19 protein-coding genes are annotated in these 23381 nt (G+C 60.5%); 1 reads left to right on the forward strand and 18 read right to left on the reverse strand.

Annotated features, from left to right (window positions below; genetic code table 11):
• Positions 1-17 precede the first annotated feature (17 nt).
• The 5 genes from K0B96_RS03875 to K0B96_RS03895 form a co-directional block, all read right to left on the reverse strand.
• The gene (locus tag K0B96_RS03875) at positions 18-1919 is read right to left on the reverse strand and encodes a hypothetical protein (RefSeq protein WP_220164043.1); all 1902 of its coding nucleotides are present in this window, start codon (positions 1917-1919) and stop codon (positions 18-20) included.
• A gap of 22 nt (positions 1920-1941) precedes the next feature.
• Positions 1942-2616 carry a class I SAM-dependent methyltransferase gene (locus K0B96_RS03880; protein WP_220164045.1) on the reverse strand — a complete coding sequence of 225 codons (675 nt, stop codon included), beginning with the start codon at positions 2614-2616 and terminating at the stop codon, positions 1942-1944.
• Positions 2617-2770: 154 nt separating this feature from the next.
• Positions 2771-3772 (reverse strand): class I SAM-dependent methyltransferase, encoded by a 1002-nt coding sequence (locus K0B96_RS03885; RefSeq protein WP_317983817.1) that lies wholly within the window; start codon positions 3770-3772, stop codon positions 2771-2773.
• 12 nt (positions 3773-3784) lie between these two features.
• Positions 3785-7732, reverse strand: a complete 3948-nt coding sequence (locus tag K0B96_RS03890; protein WP_220164047.1) for a glycosyltransferase — start codon at positions 7730-7732, stop codon at positions 3785-3787.
• Positions 7733-7768: 36 nt separating this feature from the next.
• The gene (locus K0B96_RS03895; RefSeq protein ID WP_220164049.1) at positions 7769-8950 is read right to left on the reverse strand and encodes a glycosyltransferase family 4 protein; all 1182 of its coding nucleotides are present in this window, start codon (positions 8948-8950) and stop codon (positions 7769-7771) included.
• Between the two features lie 109 nt (positions 8951-9059).
• Here K0B96_RS03895 and K0B96_RS03900 point away from each other — a divergent pair, with 109 nt between their 5' ends.
• Entirely contained in the window at positions 9060-9935 is an 876-nt protein-coding gene (locus K0B96_RS03900; protein ID WP_220164051.1) for a glycosyltransferase family 2 protein, read from the forward strand.
• Here K0B96_RS03900 and K0B96_RS03905 read toward each other — a convergent pair.
• The 13 genes from K0B96_RS03905 to K0B96_RS03965 all read right to left on the reverse strand — a co-directional run bounded on the left by K0B96_RS03905 (position 9901) and on the right by K0B96_RS03965 (position 23361).
• Positions 9901-10281: an EamA family transporter gene (locus tag K0B96_RS03905; RefSeq protein ID WP_220164053.1), complete on the reverse strand. Its 381-nt coding sequence runs from the start codon at positions 10279-10281 to the stop codon at positions 9901-9903. The genes K0B96_RS03900 and K0B96_RS03905 overlap by 35 nt on opposite strands.
• 1 nt (position 10282) lies before the next feature.
• Positions 10283-11419, reverse strand: a complete 1137-nt coding sequence (gene rffA, locus K0B96_RS03910; RefSeq protein WP_220164055.1) for a dTDP-4-amino-4,6-dideoxygalactose transaminase — start codon at positions 11417-11419, stop codon at positions 10283-10285.
• Complete coding sequence (locus K0B96_RS03915) at positions 11416-12123, reverse strand: hypothetical protein (protein ID WP_220164057.1); 708 nt, start codon at positions 12121-12123, stop codon at positions 11416-11418. Before K0B96_RS03915 ends, rffA begins: the two co-directional genes overlap by 4 nt.
• Positions 12120-13289, reverse strand: a complete 1170-nt coding sequence (locus K0B96_RS03920; RefSeq protein ID WP_220164059.1) for an acyl-CoA reductase — start codon at positions 13287-13289, stop codon at positions 12120-12122. Before K0B96_RS03920 ends, K0B96_RS03915 begins: the two co-directional genes overlap by 4 nt.
• A 4-nt stretch (positions 13290-13293) precedes the next feature.
• Positions 13294-14277, reverse strand: a complete 984-nt coding sequence (locus tag K0B96_RS03925) for a LuxE/PaaK family acyltransferase (RefSeq protein WP_220164061.1) — start codon at positions 14275-14277, stop codon at positions 13294-13296.
• A gap of 59 nt (positions 14278-14336) precedes the next feature.
• Positions 14337-15248, reverse strand: a complete 912-nt coding sequence (locus K0B96_RS03930; protein ID WP_220164063.1) for an iron-containing alcohol dehydrogenase — start codon at positions 15246-15248, stop codon at positions 14337-14339.
• Positions 15241-15486: an acyl carrier protein gene (locus K0B96_RS03935; protein WP_220164065.1), complete on the reverse strand. Its 246-nt coding sequence runs from the start codon at positions 15484-15486 to the stop codon at positions 15241-15243. Before K0B96_RS03935 ends, K0B96_RS03930 begins: the two co-directional genes overlap by 8 nt.
• Before the next feature lie 4 nt (positions 15487-15490).
• A complete protein-coding gene (locus tag K0B96_RS03940) occupies positions 15491-16672 on the reverse strand; it encodes an AMP-binding protein (RefSeq protein WP_220164067.1) in 1182 nt (393 codons plus the stop codon).
• Complete coding sequence (locus K0B96_RS03945) at positions 16669-17646, reverse strand: glycosyltransferase family 2 protein (RefSeq protein WP_220164069.1); 978 nt, start codon at positions 17644-17646, stop codon at positions 16669-16671. Before K0B96_RS03945 ends, K0B96_RS03940 begins: the two co-directional genes overlap by 4 nt.
• A gap of 49 nt (positions 17647-17695) precedes the next feature.
• A complete protein-coding gene (locus K0B96_RS03950) occupies positions 17696-19510 on the reverse strand; it encodes a hypothetical protein (RefSeq protein WP_220164071.1) in 1815 nt (604 codons plus the stop codon).
• Between the two features lie 34 nt (positions 19511-19544).
• Positions 19545-20294: a class I SAM-dependent methyltransferase gene (locus tag K0B96_RS03955; RefSeq protein WP_220164074.1), complete on the reverse strand. Its 750-nt coding sequence runs from the start codon at positions 20292-20294 to the stop codon at positions 19545-19547.
• A complete protein-coding gene (locus K0B96_RS03960; protein ID WP_220164076.1) occupies positions 20291-21355 on the reverse strand; it encodes a glycosyltransferase family 2 protein in 1065 nt (354 codons plus the stop codon). The genes K0B96_RS03955 and K0B96_RS03960 overlap by 4 nt, the downstream gene beginning before the upstream one ends.
• A gap of 74 nt (positions 21356-21429) precedes the next feature.
• Positions 21430-23361 carry a hypothetical protein gene (locus K0B96_RS03965; protein WP_220164078.1) on the reverse strand — a complete coding sequence of 644 codons (1932 nt, stop codon included), beginning with the start codon at positions 23359-23361 and terminating at the stop codon, positions 21430-21432.
• Positions 23362-23381 lie beyond the last annotated feature (20 nt).

Here is a 23381-nt window from a genome sequence, read left to right on the forward strand (position 1 = left end):
AAAGAGCGCGCCCGGATTCATCCTCGACGAAACGCACCGCGCCTGCGGCCGTGCAGCCACTCGGGTGCTCCCGCTTGATCAGCGAGCGTGAAGCCTGCGCCGACCACCAAAAACAAGGCGCCGGCCCACAACAACACCGAGTGATATTTCAGCAATTTGGCGGCCGCCCAGGAAAGACGACCGACTTCGACGGGCCCTGAGAAGGCGAACCATCCGTGAGGATCCGCGTCGCTCGCTTCGAGCCACCACGATCCCGAAGGGCGAAAGACGTTGACCGTTTTCCAACGATTGCCCGGCGCGTGGTCCGGCACAACGGGAGTTTCACCGGAGGCGCTTTTTACGACCAGAAGCAGATGATGTCCAGGGGCGCCCAAGTTGCCGCTGATGCTGAAACGCAGCACCGGCAACGTGGTCGCGGGTTGCATCGCGCTTCGCCACGTAAACGTCCCGGAATGCAGCGGAAGCGCCCAAGTGCTGAAGGTCGGCTCGTGGGCGGCGGACTTCAGTGCTTCCGGCACAGCGTGCAGGGTCGGCGACACCGCCGTTCCAACATCGACGGGTCTGCGGACACTTGGAGGCAGGATGCGGCGAATTTCGGGAGAACTTAGTCGGTCGAGCAAGACATCGCCATCGGGATATGGAATCTCGCCCCACGGTTTCCCGAGCAGATGCGCGGAATCATTGGTCCTCACGTAGGCGCGCACGTTGGCAACTTGTGGTCGTTCGCGCGCGAGCTGTGGAAGCACGCCCATTCTCCAGTGAGCGAGAGTTTCGTGGGTCAGACCGGGCAGCACCAAGGCCGACCAGAAAACGAGGGCGGCGATGCGCCGGCCGCCGTCAAATTCGCGAACAAGAAGCAGGAAGCCAAGCGCGACATTGACGGCAAACAGGTCCAGATAGCGTGAAGAGAACGCGCTCTCGTCCGCTCCGCGGGCGTAGGCGGTCGCCGCGCATTGGAGGAAGACCCAGAGGAGCAGCGCCAGAATCACTGTATCCACAGTGCTCAATGAAGGTCGGCGGAAACAGCGAAGCACAAACAGCAGGCCGGGCGCCAGCAGCACAATCGCCCACGGCAGATATTCCTGCGCGGGCCAAACGAGGAGCCCGGCCAGACAGCGCGTAAACTCGGCGCAGCTCGTCGCCTTCAACGAGGCGTGCGCGGGCACGTCCGTTTTCATGAGCCATCCGGCAATGGAGAAGCCAAGAACCACGACGCAGGTGACTGCCTGCTGCGCCGTGCAGCGCCTCGCCCGCACTATGCGGAGCGTCGTCACCATCAAGATTGCGACACTCGACAGGAGGCCGGACGCCAACGTCATCAGTGCGGCGAGTCCACAAAGTTGACCGAGCCACCAGCGCCACCCGAATCGCTCCGCGGCCAGCGTCAGCCAAATCTGGCCATACGAAAAAACGAGCAGGAGATAGAACGCGACTTGGAAGCCAGACAGGGAGTTTTCCCAAGAAAAAGGGAGCGTGTGCAACAGCGCCAGCAGCACGGCGATCGGTATGATCCAAGCCGAGCGCACGGCCTGGCGAGCGAGCAGGAGGAGGATGAGCGCAGCGAAGGTGTGGACCAGCGCGTTGCACGTCATCTCGAGGCGGGCATCCCACTGGCCGTTCGCGCGCAGCAGGCCGAGGGCGTAGAGTTTGCTGGTGACGATCCGATGTTCGTTGTGCGGGTGGAGGATGTCCTGCCAGGTCAGTTTGCCCTCAAGCGCGGGGCGGAAGAGAAATTCGCCTTCCGCATCCCACTGATCCCAAAAAGGCAGATCGCTGCCAGCGGTATCGATGAACCAAAGTTTCGCCCCAAAAATGATCAAGACGAAGGCCGCCAGCCACAGCCAGCGCGCAATGACTTTGGGCCTCCGCGTCGCGACGGCGTTCGAAGCGGTGCGACGCTCATCCGTGCGGCCACTCATCGGAACTGGCGATCGACGGTCATCAAGCCTTGCGACCGACGACGAGGAATTGTTTGCCGAAGAGACGCCAAAGGGCCGGGACGAGCAGGTAGAGGCGAATTAGCGCGAGGGGATATTGCGGCGCGTTCACCATCGAATAGGGCAGGAAACGAGCCGTGCATTTCTCGACCACGTAGCCGTTGTTCTGCAAGGCCTCGGCCAGCGACATCTCGGTGAGGCACAGAAAATGGTCCCAGAAATCCCAGTAGGCGCCGCCGACATACTTTATGTTTGGCCCCAGCGCGATCAGGCGGCCGCCGGGCTTCAGGCAGCGGTGGGCTTCCAACAAGGTGTCGCGCAGCGCTTTTTTGTCGGGTAGATGCTCGAAAAAGTTGCTGGTGAAAACGACGTCGAGCGACGCATCCGGCAACGCCCAGCGCGTGGAGCAGTCTTGCGCGATGAACTGCACGTCTGGTGCGAGAAATTCGGGCGAACGCGCATTCAAATCCATACCGAATTTTTTCGCGCAGCGGATGTGGTTGATGAATTCGCCATAGCCGCAGCCAAGGTCGAGCACGGCGTCGGTCGGGCGCACGAAGCGTTGAAAATAGGCGGCGGTGAGCAGCTGCCAAACGCTCCGGCGGTATCCGAGCATCGCCGTGAAGCGGTGTTCGTAGATGCGCTGCAACTCACCGGGATCTTTGATGCTCTCACTCATGAAGTTGGCGCCAGATTGCAAAGTCGGACCGGACGAGGGCAACACCCTCTTTTGTCACGTGGGAGAGCTCGGCGGCCGACGGATTGTTTTGGGCGTGTCGGCCAACGCACTTTCCAACGATGCGCGGTGTCTCGAAGACCAGCGCGCGGCGGCGCTAAACATCGGCGAAAGCAAAGAGGTGATAGCCGACGTTCAGGTTTTCGCGGGTTGTCGCTGGGGCAGTGCCGTAGTCGAACACTTCCACATGACGAAACGAGCGGAGGAGAAGATCGCGCAAAATAAAACGGGAGAAAAAGTTCCGGTGATCGCCTTCCAGCATGTGCCAAGGGGCCAGCATTCGCGGGGCCCAAAACGCAAGCAACTCCGCATTGGGCACGGAAAAGCAGGCTCGTCGACGCACGACGCGCCGCACTTCCTGCACGAAGCGCACGGGGTCGGTGGTGTGCTCGAGGACTTCAATGGCGATGGCCGCGTCGAAACGACGGTCGCGAAACGGCAGTCGGTAACGAAATGGCCAGCGCGGGCGGCGGATGGCGCGATGGGGCAGGCCGCGGCGCGTGAGCTCGCGCAGGAGCGAGGGCGAGAGTTCGGCGCCCATCCACGTATGACCTTGCGCGGCCAATGCGGCCGCATATGCGCCCACACCGCATCCGACGTCGAGCACGTCCGAACCACGGGGAAGATAGTTCGCCAGGAGTTGCACGCACTCCGGCGAGGGAGTTTCGGCCGGGGCGCCACTTGAATAAATGTGGACCCGATGATGCAAATCCACGCACGCCGGGTTGCAGAGATTGCCGTAGGCGCCGTCCTGATAATCCACCGCAGAAAGCGCGACTGAAACCGTGGTGAGCACGACAGGCGCGGACGCTCCAGCAAGACGGACGCGAATCTCCACATCCAGGCGTCGCCCAAGATGCTGAGTGCTCGCAACGCCGAAGAAACGGAATCCAGTGCGAGCGCCGTCGGGCAGATGCAGAGCCGCGTTGACGTCGGGTCGGGAGAAGAGCGCGTGCGTCTCGCCCAACATGTCCGCGCCGTGCCAGGCGCTGACGCTGACGATTTCCTCTGAACCGGACACCCAGCCGGCGAACGGGATCCGCTGGCGATATTCCGCTGTGGCCGCGAGCGGCTGATCGATGGCGCAGCGGAAATTCATGGCAAGCGAAGCTCAGGCGCGAGTGCGCGGTGGGAAGGCGAGGGAGAAGTCTTCGTGTTCGGCTGTGAGATTGGGGTTGTAGGCTGGATCGGCATCGAGGACCTCCGCCCACTGCGCGCGCATGTAGGCGACTTCGCGGGCGAACCGGGCTTGTTTCTCCGGCGTGTCTTCGAGTCCACGCGTGGCCGACTCGTGGTGATAGAGCTCGGCAAAAGGCGTCCAGAGATTGCGATAGCCGGCGGCCTGCACGCGGAGGCAAAGATCGACGTCGTTGAACGCCACGGGGAGGTCGGTCTCGTTGAAGCCGCCGACCTCATCGAAAACGGCGCGACGCATCACCATGCAGGCCGCGGTGACGGCCGAGTAATTTTGCACGAGACGCAGGCGGGCGCGTTGCCCCTCACTGCCGCGCGTTGCGCACTTGAAGGCGTGTCCCGCGACGCTCGGTGTGCCGGGCCGGCCGCCGACGCCGAGCACGATCCCGGCGTGTTGTATGGTATCATCCGGATAATAAAGCATCGCACCAACACAGCCGATTTCAGGGCGCACGGCGTGGGAAACCATTTCGTCGAGCCAGTCGGGGGAGATGATTTCGATGTCGTTGTTGAGAAACGCGAGGAGTTCGCCGTGTGCGGCGCGGACGGCGGTGTTGTTAACCGCCGAGTAGTTGAACGGGGCGTCGTAATCGAGCACAGTCACGCCGGCGGTGCGGAGCTCGTCGAAATAGCGGAGCGTCGCCGGATCGTCGGAGCGATTGTTGACGACGATGACCTCGTAGTGGGGATAGCTTGTTTTGGCGAAGAGCGAGGAGAGGCAGAGGCGGAGGAGCGGTTCGCCGTTGCGAGTCGGCACGATGATCGAAACGCGTGGGGCGGGCTTGGGCACCGGACGGCGGAGCCGCCAATAATGGCCGCCGATGGGCTCGAGGGCGGCGTCGAGTCCGCGGGCGGAGCAGTGATCAACGAGGGCGCGTCGCGCGGCTTCAAATGCGTAGTTTTTTTCTCCGGTTTGGAGAGCGGTCGAACCGGCGATCGCGCGCCAATGATAGAGAATGCGCGGCACGTGGTGGATTTGCGCGGGCGTGAGTTCGGCGGTCGCGCGCAGCGTGAGGTCCCAATCTTGCGAACCTTCGTAGCCTTCGCGAAATCCGCCGATCGAGCGAAGAAGAGCCGTGCGAAACACCGACAGGTGGCAGGTGTAATTCTGGCCGAGCAACAAATCGGGATTCCAGCCGGGCTTGAAATACGGGTCGAACCGTCGGCCGTCTTCGTCGATTTTATCCTCATCGGAATACAAAAACGCGAGGTTGGGACAGGCGGCCACCGCAAGGGCGATTTCGGCGAGAGCTGACGGCGCGAGCTCATCGTCGTGATCGAGGAGCGCAACATAGTCTCCGGTTGCGAGGGCCAGAGCGGAATTCGAGGCGGCGGAGATATGGCCGTTCTGCTCGCGAAATGTGAGCGCGATGCGTTCGTCTTCCCGGGCAGCTTGCTCGAGGAGTGAGCGCACATGGGGCGCAGTGGAAGCATCGTCGGCGATGCATAGCTGCCAGTGCGGATAAATTTGCTGACGCACGGACTTGATCGCCCGGCGAAGCCAAGGCTCGGGCGTGTTGTAGGTTGGCAGCAGGACGGAAATGACGAGAGGTTGGGGCGGCGGTGCTGCGTCGAGTCGGGCGCGCAGGGCGGCATCGGCTTCGCCGGCGGAATCAAACCGCCGCACCCACGTGGCGTAATCGCGGCGCAGGAGCGTTTCCTCCACGGTGCTGATGACGGCGCGGGTCGCGTGGAAACACGTCCAGCGGCCGTCCTCGCCGAGCGCTTCGAGAATCATGTCGGGCGTCGACTGAGGCGGGAGAGTGTAGGTGACGGAAAAGCCGCTGCGGCGAGCTGCGGCCAGGTGCGGGAAGGCCGCGCCGACGTCGGGACGATCTGAGCCGTAGTGAGCGGAAAAGAGGGCGGACCCGGCGCGCAAGCGCACCGCGACGAGGCGGCGTCCGTGATGGTTCAAAACCCAACCGCGCACCAAGCCGGTGGGAGCGAGGTTCATCCAATCGGTCGGCTCATCGATGGCCGACGCGACGTGCGGATCACGCGCGGGCAGGGCGGAGGCGAGAGGCGTTTCGCGGCGCCGGGAATCGAGGAAGCGTCGGCGCAGCGCGCGCAGTGGCGCGGTTGCCTGCCAAGAGAAAGAGCGTTGCATGAGCTCGATTTTCCGGACTCGAGCGGCGAGTTCTTCGCGTAACGCGGCGAGATCGTGGCGGGAGCGGTCGAGCGTGCGGCGGTGTTCGGCGCGTTCGGCTTCGGCGGTTGCGGCGCGTTGAGCACTGCGGTCACGATCGGCGCGAGTCGCGGCGAGCAGCCATTCCAGATTGCGTGTATGCTGGCGGGTGGTTGCGAGCGCGGACTCAAGATTCGCGACGTGATCCTGAGTGGATTGGAGGGCGGCCTCGATATTGGCGATGTGCTGCTGGGCGGCGTGGAGCGCGGGTTCCAGGTTGGCGATGTGCTGGTGCGCGGTAGTGAGGCCGGTTTCGATATTGTGCAGGTGTTGCTGCGTGAGCGGCTCGCGCGCACGGAGGGCATCGCGCTCGGTGACGGCCGCGGTCAGTTGTGCGTGCACGTCATGCGTGAGTTCCTGCTGCACGAGGCGAACGAGCGCTCGTAGCAACGCCCAGTCGTCGGCGGCGGAGGCGGCCGAGGCAGGCGTAAGCGGGGTTTGAAGTTGAGCGGCGAAGAGGTCGATCTCGCTCGTGCCGGACGTGAGGAGAATGGGCCAAGCGGCGCGCGACGAGCGGTCGAGGCACGTGCGATAGAAGGTGGCGAGCGCGGTGGTGTTTTCCGCCAGGTCGAAATGGGTCTGCGCAAACCTGCGCGCAGCGGCGCCGAGGGTGCCAGCAAGGGAGGAGGAGGCGAAGACTTCGGCGCACCGCAGGGCGATTTCTTCGGCGGTGCCGTCGTGCAGCAACAACGCATCGGCGCCGGCACGGACGAGCAGGCCAATGTTGGTGGCGGGGAGCAGCACGGGTTTCCCCAGCGCAAGAAACTCCGGCAGTTTGGACGGGAGGCGATAGTCGTTGAACGGGCCTGGAACGCCGGGTTGCACGAGCACATCGGCCAGCGCGAGGAGGCGCGGGAGTTGCTCTTTGGGCACGAAGCCAAGTTCGAGGGCGAAACTGCGCGTCTCGGGCGAGAGTGAGTCGAGGAAACCAGCGGCGTTGAAGCCGGTGCGGACGAGGCGGGTGGGCTGGCCGCGGCGATTCAGGAGCGCGACGGCTTCGTAGAGCGCGCGGACTTCGTCTTCGTTGGCGAAGGTGGTGCCGCCCGTGTAAACGATGACTCTTTCGTCGACCGGCAGCTTCAATTCGGCGCGCAGGGTTTGAGCGGGTGGCTGAGGTTGGTAGAGCTGGAAATCAACGCCGGGCCGCAGGACGTGCAAAGGAATGCCGGGCGGCACGAACTCGTGCAGACGGGGTTCGATCACGGTCACGCCATCGGCGAGCGCGAGAAACGATTGGTGTCGGAGGGGGTGGGAAAGGTTGTCGGGTAGGAGCGCAGCAAGGTCCGACGCGTCGGCGGCGCAGAGTGCGGCGAAACTTTTTCCGGTGAAGCGCTCAAGCAGGAAACGCTCGTTGTCCTCGAGGTGGATGACGAGGCGCGCGGGGTGCGCGGCGGTGCGTTGGTAGGCGAGGACGAATTTCCGCACGAGTTCGCGCGGCGTCCACGCGTGAATGACGGTGGCGGCCCGGCCATCAGGGAAAAGTGTGCGGGGTTGCGCGAGGGCGTCGGCGAAGGTGGTCGCGTAAAACCTCGAGGAGTCGACGTGAGAAAGTGTTTCCAGTCCATGCGGCACGGCGATGGCGCAGGCATGCCCCAAATCCGCCAACACACTCGCGAAACCGCCGATGTGGTTGAGGCTGTTGGTGGTGAAGTCGCCGTAGTTAACGAAGAGGATGTTCACGCAAACGGTGACTGTGGCGGCGGAGTCGTGAGGGAATCAAGGGCGGAGCGGCGCTGCGGAAGCGGCGGAGATGAAGTGAGCGGCGAGTTTCGCGGTCTCCCGGGCCAACGAAAAAGTGCGCAAACGAATCTTGCCGGCGCGAACGAGCGCGGTACGCAGCTGAGCGTCGGCGCTGACTTGCTGGAGCGCGGATGAAATCGAAGCTGTGTCGCTGGGATCGACATAGAGGCACGCATCACCCGCGATCTCAGGAATTGAGGTGGTGCGGGCGGCGATGATGGGGCAGCGATAAGCCATGGCCTCAAGAAGGGGAATGCCGAAGCCTTCATGCCGGGAAGGATATACGAGGGCGCCGGCTTGGGACCAAAGAGCGGCGAATTGCGGGGTTGAGAGATGGCCCAGAAAGTGGACTCGGTCGTTCAAGCCGAGTTGGGAGACCAAGAGGCGCAATTGGACTGTGCGTTCATCAGGATGGCCGGTGAAGACGAGCGGCCATGCGGCGCTTTTGGAAAGAGCGACGTAGCCACGATAGGCGAGGAGGAGAACCTCGTGATTTTTGTGCGGCCAAAAATTGGCGGGATAGAAAAAAAACGGCTTCGCGACGGGGGAAGACTCAGCCTTGACCACGTGGTCGGGCCTCAGACGTTGATGCACCGGGATGTGCGTGACGAAGCATCGCTCGGCCGGGATGTGGTAGTGATACTGGAGTCGCTCCGCCGTATAGTGGGAGATGCACTGGAAGAACGTTGCTTGGGCAGCGATGGTCGAGAACCACTCGTGGCGGTAATTAACTTCTTCGACGGGGAGTGCCGCGGGCAGGTCCTTGTGCAGTAGATCGACGATCAGGTTGATAGATGGCAGTCCCGTTCGCGACAAATTGGAACGACCGAAGACAGCATACAGCACATCGATCGCCGGCGGAATGGAGGTAGGGTGAGCAAGTTCGTCGTGCGACCGCAGAATCGGAGCGATTTCGGGGGCGAGCTCGGGCGAGGCGAAGAAGACGAATTTCAATCTGCGCCCTTGCGCGCGGCCAATCTCGCCGAGAAAGGAAAAGACGAGCGGCTTCACGCCGCCGTTGGCTCCGCCGGGCTGCATGAGAAGCAGGTCGACCCCGACGGTGATGGGGCGCGGCGCGTCACCGCACAGCCAGCGTTTAATTCGGTGGGCGAGCGATCTCGATGACGATGAAAACACGGGACCCGACGAAGCGGACATGGCGGATGACCTTGTGGTTGCCCCGCAGGATTGTCGACGTCGTGGTTACCACGGACAAACGAAACAAGGCTGACTTGTGGCCGAATGCGCGTTGGATCGGTCGCGCTGCATGCCTGCACTGCCCCGCGTCTCCATCATCACACCGTCTCTCAATCAGGAGGCATTTCTTCGCGCCTGCATTGATAGCGTGTTGGCGCAGGACTATCCCGCGATCGATTTTTTTGTCGCCGACGGCGGTTCGAGCGACGGTTCAATCGATGTTCTCAAGAGTTATGGATCGCGGGTAAGCTGGCGGAGTGAGCGAGATGGCGGGCAGGCGCAGGCGATCAATGCTGGGCTACAGCGGACGATGGGTGAGATCGTTTGCTACGTAAACAGCGACGATCTTTTGCGGCCCGGAGCGGTCCGCGGCGCGGCGAGCGCACTGCTTGCGCATCCGGATGTTGATGTTGTTTATGGCGATACTGCCATCATCGATGAACAGGGGCGCTTCTTGCGCAAATACCCGACAGAGGATTTCGATGGCGGACGCTTAATCGAACACTGTTTCATTTCTCAACCAGCTGCATTCTGGCGACGATCGCTACATGAACGCTGCGGCTATTTCGACCCGCGTTTCGACCACACGTTGGATTACGAGTTTTGGATTCGAGCGCTGCGCTGCGGAGCTAAATTTCTACATGTGCCCGAGGAATGGGCGGCGGCCAGGGAACATGCCGGAGCGAAATCGCAGCGGCTGCGAGGGGAGATCTTTCGACAAATCCGAGATCTGCAGTTGCGCCACCTAGGCTACTGCGATCGCAACTGGTGGGAGCAGTATCTGCGGTATCTCAGAGACGAGCGAGGCGGCGTGTGGCGAGGATTGCCAGGAGCCCGCGAGCGGCGACTGTGGCGGTTGGCGTGGTGGCCATGGCGCTTGTGGCGCAGCCGAAAGCGACCTAGGGCGGAGGCTAGCTTCGCGCACCGATCCACACGCCAAGTATGACAAGAGCCACGCCCAGCCACTGATGGATCTGCACGCGTTCACCGAGAAGAAGTGGCGTGAGAGCCAGAGTTAGCACGATCGCCAGACTCATGAAGGGGTAGGCAAAACTAAGATCAGCGCGCGAAACGGCGGCCATCCATGTGAGGGCAGCGGCCCCCGCACACGCAAGGCCGAGCACTACAAGAGGATTACTGAGCGCTTGTATAAGATGAGCCGTCCATCCTTCAGCGCCGCTCCCGAAACTGCCGATCTTCATCATGCCTTTCTTGAGAAGAAGCTGGCCTGAGACGGTGAAAAAAACGGTGAGGAGGATAAACCCAACCCCAGAGGCATTAGTCGACTTCACGTTAGACGATGAATTGCTGGATACATTCGATGACCCGCGCCTGATCTTCATCAGAAAGCGTATTGTAAAAAGGCAGGCGGACGAGACGGTCGCTGACGTCTTCGGTCACGGGGCATTGCCCTGGCTTGAAATCCCAGCGGCGGGCGTATTCGGAGAGATGCAAGGGGAGATAGTGAAAGACAGCCGAAATTTGCCGCTCTTTAAGGTGGGCGAGGAATCGCGTTCGTGCTGCAGCTGTGGGCATGAGGAGATAGTACATATGCCAGGCCTGTTCGCAATGTGGAGGAATGAAGGGACGTCGCACATCATTGTGGGCAGCCCAAGATGTGAGCGCTTCGTCATAGCGAAGCCACTTGTCACGCCGGTTGCTTTGGATAGTATCCCAACATTGGAGTTGGCCGAATAAAAAGGCGGCGAGCACGTCGCTCATCACGTAACTACTGCCAATGTCCACCCACGAGTATTTATCGATCTGGCCGCGAAAGAATCTCGCTCGATTGGTGCCTTTCTCGCGAATGATTTCCGCACGCTCAATCAATGCCCGATCGTTGATGAGAAGCGCGCCTCCTTCGCCGCAGGTGATGTTTTTCGTTTCGTGAAAACTTTGCGTCGCAAGATCGCCGAGGGTGCCCAGCCAGCGTCCGCGATAGCGGCCGAACAAACCGTGCGCGTTGTCTTCCACCACGGCGGCGCCGTGGTGACGCGCGAGAGCCAGCAAGGGGTCCATTTCGCACGCGACGCCTGCGTAGTGCACCGGAACGAGCGCCTTGGTTTTTGACGAGAAGAGTGCACCGACTTTGCTTTCATCGATATTGAGCGTATCTGGCCGAATATCGCAAAAGACGGGCCGCGCTCCGCGGAGCACAAAGGCGTTGACCGTCGAGACAAACGTGAACGCCGGGATGATCACTTCGTCACCGGGTTGGAAGTCGAGCAAGAGGGCGGACATTTCCAACGCATGAGTGCATGAGGTGGTGACGAGGGCGCGGGGAATGCCCAAGGTGCCTTCGAGCAATTGCTGGCATCGCCGGGAAAAGGTCTGATCGCCGGCGATCTGTCCGCTCGAAATGGATTGGAAAATAAATTCTAGCTCCCGTCCTTGGAGCGAGGAGCGGTTGAACGGAACAGGGGCGTTCATGGATTTGAAATCGAGTGCCAAAGCCAGCAACCGACGGGAGCGGAGAAGCGGGCTCCGAGTTGGGCGTAGATGTTCATAACAGGAGTATTACGCACACTAAAGGCAGCCTGCCCGACGGTGAACCCGTGGTCCGCATAAAATCGAAGCGCGCGATGATACAGATGGTGACCGGAAATGGTCGAGCCCGCGGCCAGCATGGCGAGAGCGAGATGCAGCCCTGCGTTGGTGGGTTCGGCGATAAACCAGCCCTGCACGCGTCCAGCAAAGATGATTTGAACGCAAGAAGCCGGACTGCGGGTAATCACTTCGTTCGCCCAACGGCTATATCGTTCCGCGAGGCGCGCCTTGTCCGCTCCGGGTAGTTGTAAGAATCGCTCGTGTTCGAAGTGGCGCATTTCGCCCGCGTTTAGTTGCCAGGGATGGGTCTTTGCACTGTGGCATTCGAGAGGAGCTAGCGAGGGAGACTGGGGCAAACGGGACAGCGACAAGCGAAAGTTAATTTGCACATCGACAAAGGCGAATCCGGCTCGGGCCAACAGGAACGGGGAGGGCGACTGGGTGAGTGCCGCCTTGTATTCGACCCAGCTAAATCGGCCCAGATCGTGTCGACGTGCGATTTCCTCCTGGTCGAACCAGCGAGCGTCCTCCACGAGTCCCACCGGAGAGCCCCACCAAGCGGTATTTGTTTCGTGCAGTCTAATCACGTGGCGATTTGGACTTCGTCGAAGAGTTGGCGCCAGAAATTCCCGCCGTCCCAAATCGGGCCAAAATGGTGCATCCGACGCAGGGGAACCCAGCGCTTTATGTCGGTTTGAGCGAGCAGGGCGATCCAGTGGGCAGCCGACGGATCACGTAAGTGATGGCCGACGGTTTGAATATTGGCCGGCAGCGACGCAACGGCGGCCTCGGGCGTGGCCGAGACGATGGCGAGACTCATCGCGCCCCGCAGAGGGTCTTGTTCGAGCGAGCCAGCTGCCAAAACTGCCGCATTTTGATCGACTGTAATCGACTGCCAGCCGTCGGCGAGTGCGAGTTGGTGATGGAGCACGTTCTGCGAAGCGACATGCATCGGCGTTTGCTCGCGTTGGACGGAGGGCCACCGGGCCGCGAGTGCATCGCGCAATCTTAGGCAATCGTCGTGCGTACCATCGATTACCACGACACGTCGCGGTGAGGTGCAGCCGGTTTGACCATAGATGGCGAACACACTGATAAGCGCGTCCACAGCGGCATCGTCCATTGCCGCGAGTTCCACCCACACTTCGGATTGATGGTCGCCGAAGGGGAGGGCGATGCTGTCGGGGCGATGAGGCAGAGCGTGAATCTCTGTGATGGACGCATCAGAACCGAAAGCGATGCGAACATCTGCTTCCGCGGCCATGGTGCGGTTTCGAGGATCAAATCGATCAAAATTTGCAACGGTCACCTGGTCGCTCAAATAATGCTGCAGGTCGGACTTCGATGGAAGCTGCCTCCGAGCATAGGTGACGAATGCCTGACATAAGTCCGTGGCCCGAGAGCCCGACTTCACGTGGATTTGCGCGCCGGTCAAGCTGCACAAGATGAGTGTTAACGGACCGAGCAGGCTGACATTATTGGGCAGCCAAAGGGCGATGGTTGGCCGGGGGCGGAAAAGCGAAACCAGCTGCTGGGGATCACCGCCCTGCCGGCCAAAGGATAGGAGAGCCGGGCGCGCGAGCTGATCGCCATGAAGGAAATTCACCAAATAGGCCCATTCGTCGCGCGTGAAGGCGGGATCGACCCTGCGAACCATGGTGTAGCGGAGACTCTCCCAATCCGAAATGCGAATCGACAGAGCGAAGGGGAGGGCGACGGCTACGGTGCCCGCCGAATTTTGGAAGTACTCCAAGTGATCACACATTCGCGCACCCTCGAACTTCGGCTTTAGGAATTCTACCGTGTAAATCGAAATGCGGGCCGGCTCGGCCGCACGGGCATGGAGTCGAATGAAGCACCCCGATATCCTCCGTCAATACGTTGTGGTAGGGCGCTCCAAAGCTGAGGGTGTTCATCAACTGCAGCATGCCTGGCTTTTCTCGGACGCAATCGAGCGTCCATGGATCGCGCGTAAGGGCCAGCGCCCATCGCGGGATGTGGCGGTGACCGGCTGGACATAGGGGAAAGATGACGCCCACCTGTTCCACCAGTCCGTAAAAATCGAGCACTTGGGAATTAGGCGCACCGGTCGCGATCAGCCGGCGGTCGAAGGCCGCTCGGTCGACGGCCTGCGCCTCGAGTTTTTTCCAACCCCCGCTATGAACGAATTGGATCCGAGTGCGGGCGAGCACTTGGCGGACAGTATCGGGAATCTCCGCAGTGGCCCAAGTTTGCCATAGGAGCCACGTGAAGCCGTAGACGCGCACATGATCGTGTTGTGCGCACACCGCGGCAATTTGGTCCCACAAAAGGCGTGGACCGGCGGGATCTTCCGCCATCACGAAGTGCAACGCCGAAGCCAGAGGACGCAAACTCAACGCTGCCGCGATGCGGGCGCTGGTTTCTCCTCGCTGGAGAAGAGATTTTGCATGATCGAGTACGATCAACGGGCGCAACTCGCCACCCAACGCGTCCCGCAAGATGCTGGAGCTGCTCGCGGCTTGGAGTGTGGAGCTACGTTCATCGAGCGAAATGCGACTGTTACCTGCGTTGGAGGTTGCGGAACTCTTGAGCACGCGTTGGTGCCGCACGCCGGCGCCGGCGGTCTGCCACAGCCTTTTTTTGAAGACTCCCACGTGAAGGAAGGGAAGATCTTCTACGCGTGTAGAGTTTTTCCAGTCCGGCCAAATCGCGCGGTAGCCAGGACATCCGTCGATATGCCACTGCGTGAGCGCATTCATCTCCGCTAAAAAAGCGGCGTCGTCGCGTTCCGAAAAAGGGGGAAAGTGGAGAAGCTCACTCATGGGGTGAACTCGAGGAAGAATTCCCGATCGGCCGGACGAACCATACTGCAATTCGTCCGCGAGCAGCGGTCGCGAATGACTGACGTCCAATGATCGGCCAGGAAGGGAAGGAGCGTGGCATAAGCCGGCGGGTCGAAAAACTCCCTCAGGCGGGTGTCGATAGAATCAAGGGTAATGAAATGCTGGGCCAGCAACTCGCCAGGCTTGGTGCTCGTCGTGCGATTGAATCGAAAGACAGGGAGGAGAAATGTCGCACAGAGCTTCGCGTGTCCCCATGAGGGATCGCGGAGCATTGGTTCCAAGGTATGTGCAAGGCCATGAATCAACCCGACGCTCGAGCGCGCTTGTCCCGCGGCGGCAAGCGCGCTGACGTGAAACCATTCGGGGTGGTGAGCGAGGGGTAATACGAGGAGGCGCCGAAGCAAATCGGCGAGGTCTTGCCGCAGTTCTTGCGAAGCAAGAGGGGAAAGAAAGCCCTCGAGCGCGTGGGCCCAAGTGTCTCCGCAAGCGGCGAAAATTCTATCGCCGGGTAGACTGACGGCAAGTTCAGGATGTTCGATGATAAGATCGGGCCGCAGCCGAGAATTGAGGTAAATGCGCTTATGATTCGCCTCGTTCACCACTGCAATCGGCGACGCTTCGGCGCCGCTGCCCCAGATCGTGGGCAGCGCAGCCAGTTTCCCCGCCGGGTAGGTCTGACGAAACAGCTTAGCCTCGTCGATCATGGTGCCGCCGCCGGCCACAACGAGCCAGCCGCCCTCTTGCAAAAATGCCGGCCGGTCGATTAACGGCCATAGTCGCTGATCGGCCAGCTTGCCGCGAACGGACGGGGTTGCCCAGAGTGCCGCCGCCGCACCGATCGAAGATCGAGCTTCCGCGAGCGTGCAACGCGGAGGAAGTTCAATCATCGAACGCAATACCCTTAGAGCTAAGGATGGTCATGACGTGCTGCACGCCGGTGATGCTGTTAGCCTCGTCCGGGCTGAAATGGTAACCGAAAATTTGCTGCACACCGACAGCCAGAGCCACGACACCCAATGAGTCCCACGTCTCCACCTCGTCACGCCGCAAATCGAAACGAAATTCGTCAGGCGAAAGGAGAAAGACATCTTGGATCAAGGCGCGGAGTTTTTCGCGATTGGACATGTGATTAGGCTAATTGCCGCCAGACGACGGCTTTTCCGGCCAAATCCGTCAAGGCTCTGATATCCGTTTTCCCATTCGGCAACAGCGGCAGGGCAGAGAGCGTCTCAATGCGCAATGGCCAATGGGCTCGCGGGTGCTTGCGCCGCAAAGCGAGGAGGACTCCGTTGATTGCTTCGCGGGTCGCGAGGGGAGTGAGGACTAACACGCACCCATCTTCTCCGGTCGGATCTCTTTCGCGATAAAATGCGCATTGACCAGACCACGGAGCGGAGACGGTCGCGAGCAAAGCGAGCAGGGAGACCTTTTCGCCATGTCGTTTGAAAATGTCGTTACCCCGGCCAAGGAGTCGCCATGCGCCGTCACCGTCTTGCGCAGCCAAATCTCCCGTGGGGAGCCATTCGTCGGGTTGAATTTCACGGCAGACCTGATTCTCGATGAGAGCAATGGCGCGGTAAGGACTGCGGAAGAAGAGCCGATCTGCGCCGTCAGTTTGAAGTTCTACGCCCGGCAGCGGCTGGCCAATGTTAGCGGGATCGGCAGCCGCTTCGGCGGATCGCAACGCGAGTCGCGGCATGGCTTCGGCACAGCCGTAGTTGTTGTAAACGCGAGCTTCGGGGAACAGTCGCTTGAGCTGGGGTAGCTGTTCTTGGGGGAAGCGGCCTCCTGCGAAGTGAATGCGCCAAACACCTGGAAAAGTCTCAGTGGGAAATGCGTTCACAAGGAGCGGTACCTGCACGCCCACCAGGCAAAGCATAGCCTGATGTGCCGCACGGAGGTTTTCGCGGAGGGCATGAGGATCTGCCAAGCCCCGCGTAGGGACAAGCCGGCGCCTAAATTGCCGGGCCCAGAGCCACTGGTTCACAAAAGAGTAGCTATAAGAGAGCGGGAGGAGAAGAAGCGTTTCCTCGACCACATCGCTCGATTGCAGGTGGTGGAGGATGGCGACGAGGGCATCGGCGCGCCGACGTTCGCCAATGACGAGCTTCGGAGAGCCGGTACTTCCGGAGGTCAGCAGGATGAAATGCCATTCCCGCAAGTGCGGGGGCAGCGTCGCTGCACAGTCGGCGAGCCATTGGTCGTCGACGCTCAGTTTGGCCGAGACAAGAACGAAGGTCGCGGGGAGCGTCCATGCGCGTTCAAGAGCTTGCAGGTCGAAACTAGGCGTATCCTCGCGCAGGATCTTCATAATGAGCGAGGCAGTTGCTCAGAAGAAACGTGGCCCCGAATCGTATACGCCGGTTTTTCCATAATGCGGAAATGCATCCGCGCGAGGTATTCGCCAATAACCCCGAGGGCAAAAAGCTGGACCCCAGCAAACATGGCTATGATGGAAGCGAGAAATGGGAACCCGGCGACCGCGCTGCCGAAGAGCATGTAACGGCCGACCACATAAGCCAGTACGGTGATGCCGAGAGCGGTGAAGGCGAAGCCCATCATGCTGGCGAATTGAAGCGGCAGGACCGAAAAGCCCGTGGTCATGTTCAGTGCATGGCGCACGAGCTTTCCGAAAGTGTAATTCGATTTACCTTCAAAGCGTGGAGCATGGAGCACCTGCACCGAAGTGAAGCGAGTAGTGGCCCAAGTGAGCAGGACATCGATGGAGACGGTCGGGCTGCCGTAGTTTGCGAACGCCTGCCGCAGGTCGGTCCGAAAAACACGGAAGGCGCTTGTTTGCGCGGCGGTTTTGGCTCCCATGGCGCTCCGCAGGGCGAGTTTGGTGATAAGAGAGGCCAGATCGCGGAAGAGACCGTGTTGTTCTCGTGCGGGAGTGCCATAGACTACGTCGACGTCCTCCTCCAGCGCGGCCAAGAGCTTGTCGATTTCCGTCGGCGGATGTTGTAGATCGTCATCCAGAGTGACGGTGACGTTGTAGCGCGCGTTCCGAAGGCCCGCGAGAAGTGCGTTATGTTGCCCGTAGTTTCGAAACAGGCAAATCCCTCGCAGCCATGGGCGACCGGCCGCTAGTTCCGTGATGATGCTCCAGCTCGCATCATGGCTGCCGTCATTTACCAAAATCACTTCGAATGGCGTTTTCGCCTGCAGGAACGCCTGTTCGACGGCATCCACGAGCATAGGCAACGTTTTCGCGCTGTTGTAAACGGGGACGATGATGGAGTGACCAGCTGTGGTCGTTGCCCCGGTGCTCGATGCGGCATTCATGATGCTAAGTTGGCAAAACCTCATTTGGAGAGAGAGCGCACAAGCCAATTTAGCGTTCTCGCCCTGCAGGGGACGCCAGTGCGTAATAGCGAGCGAGAGGGCGAAGGGGCGGCCGCACGGCTGGCTGCGAGGATTTCAAGCGGAGGGTCCCCCCTTCGACGGCAGCTGTCCCCTGCCAGCGCGTCCACCCGGTCGCGGTTCGCTCCAATACGATCACGTTGCCATCCTGGGGCTGCTGTTCGGCGGATTTTGGAAGCATGAAATAGTCGGTCGGCTTCCATTGAAAATGCCCGTCACGGAGGCTGATGGTTTCGGCGAGCGTGGGCGCGCACAGGATCACAGACGGCGGAATTTGTAGCGGAGATCGCGCGGGCCGGTCGCTCGCTGAAGCGACAACGGCGTTGTAGTCGTAAAGCGCGCCCGGGGTGATTTCAGAGGTCCAACTGAAGCAATCGGTGTAGCGAAAGTGTGGTAATTTGCGATCGACCACGACGACGAAGGTGCGCTCGCCGGCATCTTCGCAGAGTTGGTCAAAAGCGCGCCAAAACGTCTTTTGGAAGCGCCAGACCCCGCAGTAATCCTGTTGCACGATCGACCCAAATGCCGCCAACGACCCAAGCGTTGCGCCCAGCAGTATCCGCAGGGCGAACTGCGCACCTCGCCAATTGACAAGAGTCATTCGGTCCACGGCAAAGCCGATGCACAAAGCACCTCCTGCGCTGGGCACGCAATGCAATCCTGACATGAAGCCCGTGCTCCATGTGCCGGGGAACCAAGGGGCCCGAAAGAAAGAGGCGTAGGCACCCGCCAACACGAGCGCACCGGCGACGAATACCCGCCAAGACCCAAGCTTAACTGCGGCGCCGTTGGGCGCAGTCGGAACTTGCACGGGCGACGAGTTCTTGGGCCGAATTAGGCGATGGCCGAACTGGAATAAAAGAGTGACAGCGCTCCCAACCGCGAGAAAAACCACGACGGACTCACCGCTAACATGATGCCACGGCACCATGATTCTTTCTCCAATGAGTTTAAATTGGGTGACCGTGCCGGTCCCTGCGGCCATCAACGCCCGCCGTGCGACTTCCGCCGGGTGTCCGAACAATTCTCCGACCCGTTCTTGCCCCCAAGGATCGCCAATTCGAACGCGCAATACCAGGACTGTGGCAACGGACCCGATCCAGAGAAGAATTGTCCGCAACGGATATCCCATCCACTGTCGTTTCCGCCATTCGAGAGTTAATGCAAACGGCAGGAGTAGCGCCGCAACACTTGCTGGTTCGCCCATCAATGTCGTCACGACCACTCCGGCTACATACCAAAGCCATCGGCCGTGAATCGCTGCGAATGCGCTAAGTAATGCGCAAAGCAACGATATTTGTGTATTATACGCAAAAACAAGCTGTGCCTGTACAACGGCGACGGGCGCAAGTGCGTAGAACGCAGCGACGCCATAGACGCCGGCGAGAGAGAGAAATCGGTTCGACAACCGTGCCAAAAGGTAACCGTTGGTGGCAAAAACAACTAATCCGAAGAGATGCAGGGCGAGCAGGCCGCCCGACTTTCCCACCAAGTAGGGTAGCAGGCTGAGATTGAGCCCCATCCCCAGAGGCCGTCCTTGAGGCCATTTTGTGAAACAAAAATTAACCCAAGCCCATTCCTCACCCCAAGGGCGGTTAAGCGCAGTGCCAATAAATGCGACGTCGTCGCCGTATAGACCAAAACCGGCGACATGAGTGAAATACCCGGCCCAGGCAATAAGCGCTGTGAAGACCCAAAGTGGCCAACCTATAACTTGACCGGCACACACGAGGGGCCGCAATTTTTGGAGCATTTTTTGTCCTGAAGCGTTGCCCGTAGCGGACATCGTAAATGGCGTTGGAGGGACTAAGGTGCGTCGCTTAACGCGCTGAGCTGCGTTGCGGCCAGCCGACATTTATCGAAAATGGCCGTCCGAATTCCGAATAGTCGTCTTTCGTTATCGGTTTCCAATTGGAGTCGTAGGCTTGTTGCGACATGACGTAGCAATTCGCGTCGTTTTGGATGGTGCTGATTGCTGTTTCGAGAGTGTCGGCTGAAATCTGGGAATAGAGATACGGGACCAAACCGTTGATCCAGGACGTCCCGCCGGGGCGGAGAATGGCGTCGAAGCAGTGGAGCGAGTAGCCACCTGGCTTCAGGACCCGATTCATGTCTTTGAGGATATTCTCCCGGATGGTCGGGTCTTCCGGAGTGTGCTCGAGCGCAGAAATGGAAAACACGAAATCGAAGTAGCCGTCCGACAGCTCGGGACTGAACGAGCCCATGTAGTCGTAAACGATGCGATAGTCGGGCGAGATAAATTTCGTCGGGCCATTACCGAGACCCTCGCATTTGTCCGCGTTCCAGCATTCGTAATCACGAGAGAGGAATCGCAGAACACGGCTGTCGCCGCCGCCAACTTCCAGGAGGCGTGATCCCGGCGGTACATTATTGCGGATGAAAAGATATACGAGATAGTCCTGATAGACTTTCAGGTCGCAAATCGTGGGATCCGGATCGCCGACGTTGTAGGACTGAAAGGGTAGATCGCGGAAGAGTTCGAAGTGGGACAGCTTCGAAAATGAGAATTCGGCGAGATTGCCGGGATGCGGCCATTGCGGATTGTTCATGTCGAAGAAACGGCGCGGCTCTCATTGGCGCTGGCTTGGGCGAGGGCGCGCGTGGCAGCGAGGAGTTGGCGGCGCTTGTCGGCGACCTCGCGTTCGAGTTCGTGCAGGCGGCGATCCTTGCGCAGGAGTTCGGCGCGAGCGTGGCCGAGTTTGCCCTCGGGCGAGAGAACCTGCTCGACCCACCACGTTTGGTGCAACGACTCCAGAAAACGGAGAAAGAAGATGATGTCGTCGACGACCGGATTCGGTTCGAGGGGAATCGTTTCGTGCGGCGGGATCCGGAGAGGTGCGACGGGGAGATTAGCCATCGGGCTCTCGAAATTCGTATGCGTGGCCTCCGGCCCGTAGCCGAGGTTGGAGATAAGATTTCGGCCCGGCATGACGTGACAGGCGCCGGCTCTCCAAGAATGAAAAAAGACTTGGAAATCCCACGTGTCGAAGACTCCGGCTTTGAGCGCACGGTAGACTTCGCGCCAATAGGCCGCCTGCACTGGGTTCGCGTGAGTGCGCTCCAAGACCGACCACCAACCCGCTTCGTCAAGTTCGTCCAGGGAGTGCGAATACGTGGTCCAGGTGCGGCGCCATGTGGCCCAGCCCCACATCTGGAAATATTTGGAAACGTAGTGGCTTTGCGTGCAGGCAAATTCGGGAGGGAGAAAATGAGTGCCCGCGATCGTCGCCACGCGGGGTTCAAAACGATAACGTTGAAGAAGTGTTTCGCAGTAAGAGAAAAAGTCCGGGTGCGGAAGACAGTCGTCCTCCAAGATGATGCCTTCCTCGACGTGGCTGAAAAACCAGGAGATGGCCTCGCTGACCGCTCGCCCGCAGCCCGCATTGTGATCGCGAAACAGGTACTTCACTTCGCACGGCCAGTCTATGTCGGCGATGATTGCGCGCGTGGCTTTGACCAAGTCAGCTTCGCCTGCTTTGTCGTCGCGGGCGCCATCAGCGGCGACAAATAGTTGCCGCGGCTGCTGGGCACGAATGGAGGCAAAGACCTGCCGCGTAGGTGCCGGGCGGTTGAAGATGATGAAAAGGATTGGCGTGCTGAACTCCGACATGAGCCGCTTTCACTCCAAGAAGCGGGTCCGGTGAATGCAAGCGGCTTCAATCGAACGTGCAGCCGGCAGCCAACTTATCCGCGCAGCCACGCCCGCAGTCGGTTGAAGACGCTTAGTGCAGAGGGAGCAGGAGGTGCCGACCACGCGAGTAAGAGGGCGACGGGGCGGCCGAAGTCGTCGTAAGGCCGCTTAGTCACCGCGGCCCATTGCAGATCGTACGCTTTGCGGCTCATAGTATAGAGATCCGGATCTGCCAAAAGCGAATCCAGCTCCCATGAAGCTAATCCGAAGGCGTCGCGAAGAAAGGCGGCGGCGGGACCTGTCCAAAAATAGTCCGGATGAATGACGGCTGTTGCGCCATGAAGATTGAGGCCGCCGGGTTTGATGTGTCGTTTCAAACGCGCGACCAAGCAGGCCAGTTGTTCCGCCGTCGTCACTTGGTCGAGCCACGATCCGCTGAGGATCGCGTCAAATTTCTCGGGGACGCCGGATGAAGGGGTGGCGGCACCGAGTGCTTCGATCGCGTGGAAGTTTTCGCGATCAACAAGCCAGTCGTTGGTGTTGGCGGGATGCCACAAACGGTGCCCGCGATTCAACAGGTGCGTCCAGTGGCCGGCCGCGTCGTCAAGAATAAGGAAATCGCCGGGCGTGCGCGTCGCAGTCAGCGCGCCCGTGGCAACCGCGGCGCGCAAAAATACCCCGAGCTCGATTTCTTCCAGGGATGGCAGGGCCATCCCCTGAGCCACCGCCCACCCGTGATGACGATTGCGAAGATGAACCAAGGCGAGAGGTGCGGGCGTATCATTTGCTGGCGAAGGGCGCGTCCAAGGCGACGTCGCAAAGGGCTCGATACGTTCGAGCCAGCCAGGAGGAAACGTTTCGGGAGGAAACGCAGCATGGAAAGGGGCCGGTGCTGACGTGCCTTTGGCGAGCGATGACCAAATCCATTCGCCGGCGTCAGGAAGCACCAAAGCCGGCGACCAATGGCGGATCGCTTGCTGGATTTTTCGGCGAACGGCGGCGTTCGTGAGCGCCTGAATCGTTTGGATCAGTGCGTGCGGTTGATAGGCGCAGCATTGGCCCGTGCCCAAGCGGCAAAGAAAGCGGCCGGCGGCTGTATCGGGACTGCCGAGTAGCAACACGGGCGTATCGGTGGCCGTGTGGAGGAAGACCAACCGGGACGGCAGGCTTAAATGAGAAAACGCGGGGTTATCATCGTGTTGATCAAGGCTGCCGGAGGGGACGACGATGAAAGGATAGGAGGCGAGCGCCGCGATGAGATCTTCTTCGGGGAGGAATCCCATGGTGCGAATGTGGTCGACCTCCCATTCTTCGGGCGCGCCGGTCAGCCAGGGGGCTTGGGTTCCGTTGCCATACCAATCGATATGCAGCCCCGTGGCGCGCGTGAGCTCGCGCAATTGATCGAACCGCGCGGCCGTCCAGACGTTCCCCAGCATGGCCGCGCGCAGCGGCTCGCCAGGCTCAGTTTCCCAATAGCAGGGGATGAGTGGAACCGCTTTTGTGACGACGGGGGGCAGCAACTCCAGCGGATACGAGAAACGCCGAGCGTAGGCAGCGCAGAGTTCGGGTGAGATACCCAGCCGCAAGTCGGAGGAGGCGAGTAACCGAGCAGGCCAGTGCGCGGGCACCTGCGGCGTGAAGACGGTCTGGTCATCCATGATGAACGTGCAGAGCGGCGCTCCGGTGAGTTCTTTTGCCAGGATGCCGTGAATGAAATCCTCCCGATAGTAAGGCACGCAAAGAATGCGCCGGATGCGGCGGCCAGCGAGAAGGTCGGCGAGCCGGCTTCGCGTGTCAGGGACGGTCCGAAACTGCGAACGCAGCTCCCAGTGCTCTTGGCCAAAGGATTCCTGGCCGCCGTAGAGTGAGCGGGAACGAAGGGTGATGATGCCGGAAGAGTCCGGAAAAAACCGTTGGAGAAGAATGCCAACGCCGTGATGGTTGTTTACCTCGACGGCGCTGATGAGCAGGTCAGGCGAGTCCATTACAGCGCGGGGCGCAATGG

It is taken from the genome of Horticoccus luteus (genome assembly GCF_019464535.1).
GTDB classification, from domain to species: Bacteria; Verrucomicrobiota; Verrucomicrobiia; order Opitutales; family Opitutaceae; genus Horticoccus; species Horticoccus luteus.

Excerpts from the sequence above, each read along its gene's own strand:
- K0B96_RS03930 (WP_220164063.1), bottom strand. The coding sequence starts at position 15,248 with ATGATTGAACTTCCTCCGCGTTGCACGCTCGCGGAAGCTCGATCTTCG.
- rffA (WP_220164055.1), bottom strand. The coding sequence starts at position 11,419 with ATGAACGCCCCTGTTCCGTTCAACCGCTCCTCGCTCCAAGGACGGGAG.
- K0B96_RS03950 (WP_220164071.1), bottom strand. The coding sequence starts at position 19,510 with ATGTCCGCTACGGGCAACGCTTCAGGACAAAAAATGCTCCAAAAATTG.
- K0B96_RS03880 (WP_220164045.1), bottom strand. The coding sequence starts at position 2,616 with ATGAGTGAGAGCATCAAAGATCCCGGTGAGTTGCAGCGCATCTACGAA.
- K0B96_RS03875 (WP_220164043.1), bottom strand. The coding sequence starts at position 1,919 with ATGAGTGGCCGCACGGATGAGCGTCGCACCGCTTCGAACGCCGTCGCG.
- K0B96_RS03960 (WP_220164076.1), bottom strand. The coding sequence starts at position 21,355 with ATGTCGGAGTTCAGCACGCCAATCCTTTTCATCATCTTCAACCGCCCG.
- K0B96_RS03945 (WP_220164069.1), bottom strand. The coding sequence starts at position 17,646 with ATGAATGCCGCATCGAGCACCGGGGCAACGACCACAGCTGGTCACTCC.
- K0B96_RS03895 (WP_220164049.1), bottom strand. The coding sequence starts at position 8,950 with ATGTCCGCTTCGTCGGGTCCCGTGTTTTCATCGTCATCGAGATCGCTC.
- K0B96_RS03935 (WP_220164065.1), bottom strand. The coding sequence starts at position 15,486 with ATGTCCAATCGCGAAAAACTCCGCGCCTTGATCCAAGATGTCTTTCTC.
- K0B96_RS03925 (WP_220164061.1), bottom strand. The coding sequence starts at position 14,277 with ATGAATGCGCTCACGCAGTGGCATATCGACGGATGTCCTGGCTACCGC.
- K0B96_RS03885 (WP_317983817.1), bottom strand. The coding sequence starts at position 3,772 with ATGAATTTCCGCTGCGCCATCGATCAGCCGCTCGCGGCCACAGCGGAA.
- K0B96_RS03965 (WP_220164078.1), bottom strand. The coding sequence starts at position 23,361 with ATGGACTCGCCTGACCTGCTCATCAGCGCCGTCGAGGTAAACAACCAT.
- K0B96_RS03940 (WP_220164067.1), bottom strand. The coding sequence starts at position 16,672 with ATGAAGATCCTGCGCGAGGATACGCCTAGTTTCGACCTGCAAGCTCTT.
- K0B96_RS03955 (WP_220164074.1), bottom strand. The coding sequence starts at position 20,294 with ATGAACAATCCGCAATGGCCGCATCCCGGCAATCTCGCCGAATTCTCA.
- K0B96_RS03900 (WP_220164051.1), top strand. The coding sequence starts at position 9,060 with ATGCCTGCACTGCCCCGCGTCTCCATCATCACACCGTCTCTCAATCAG.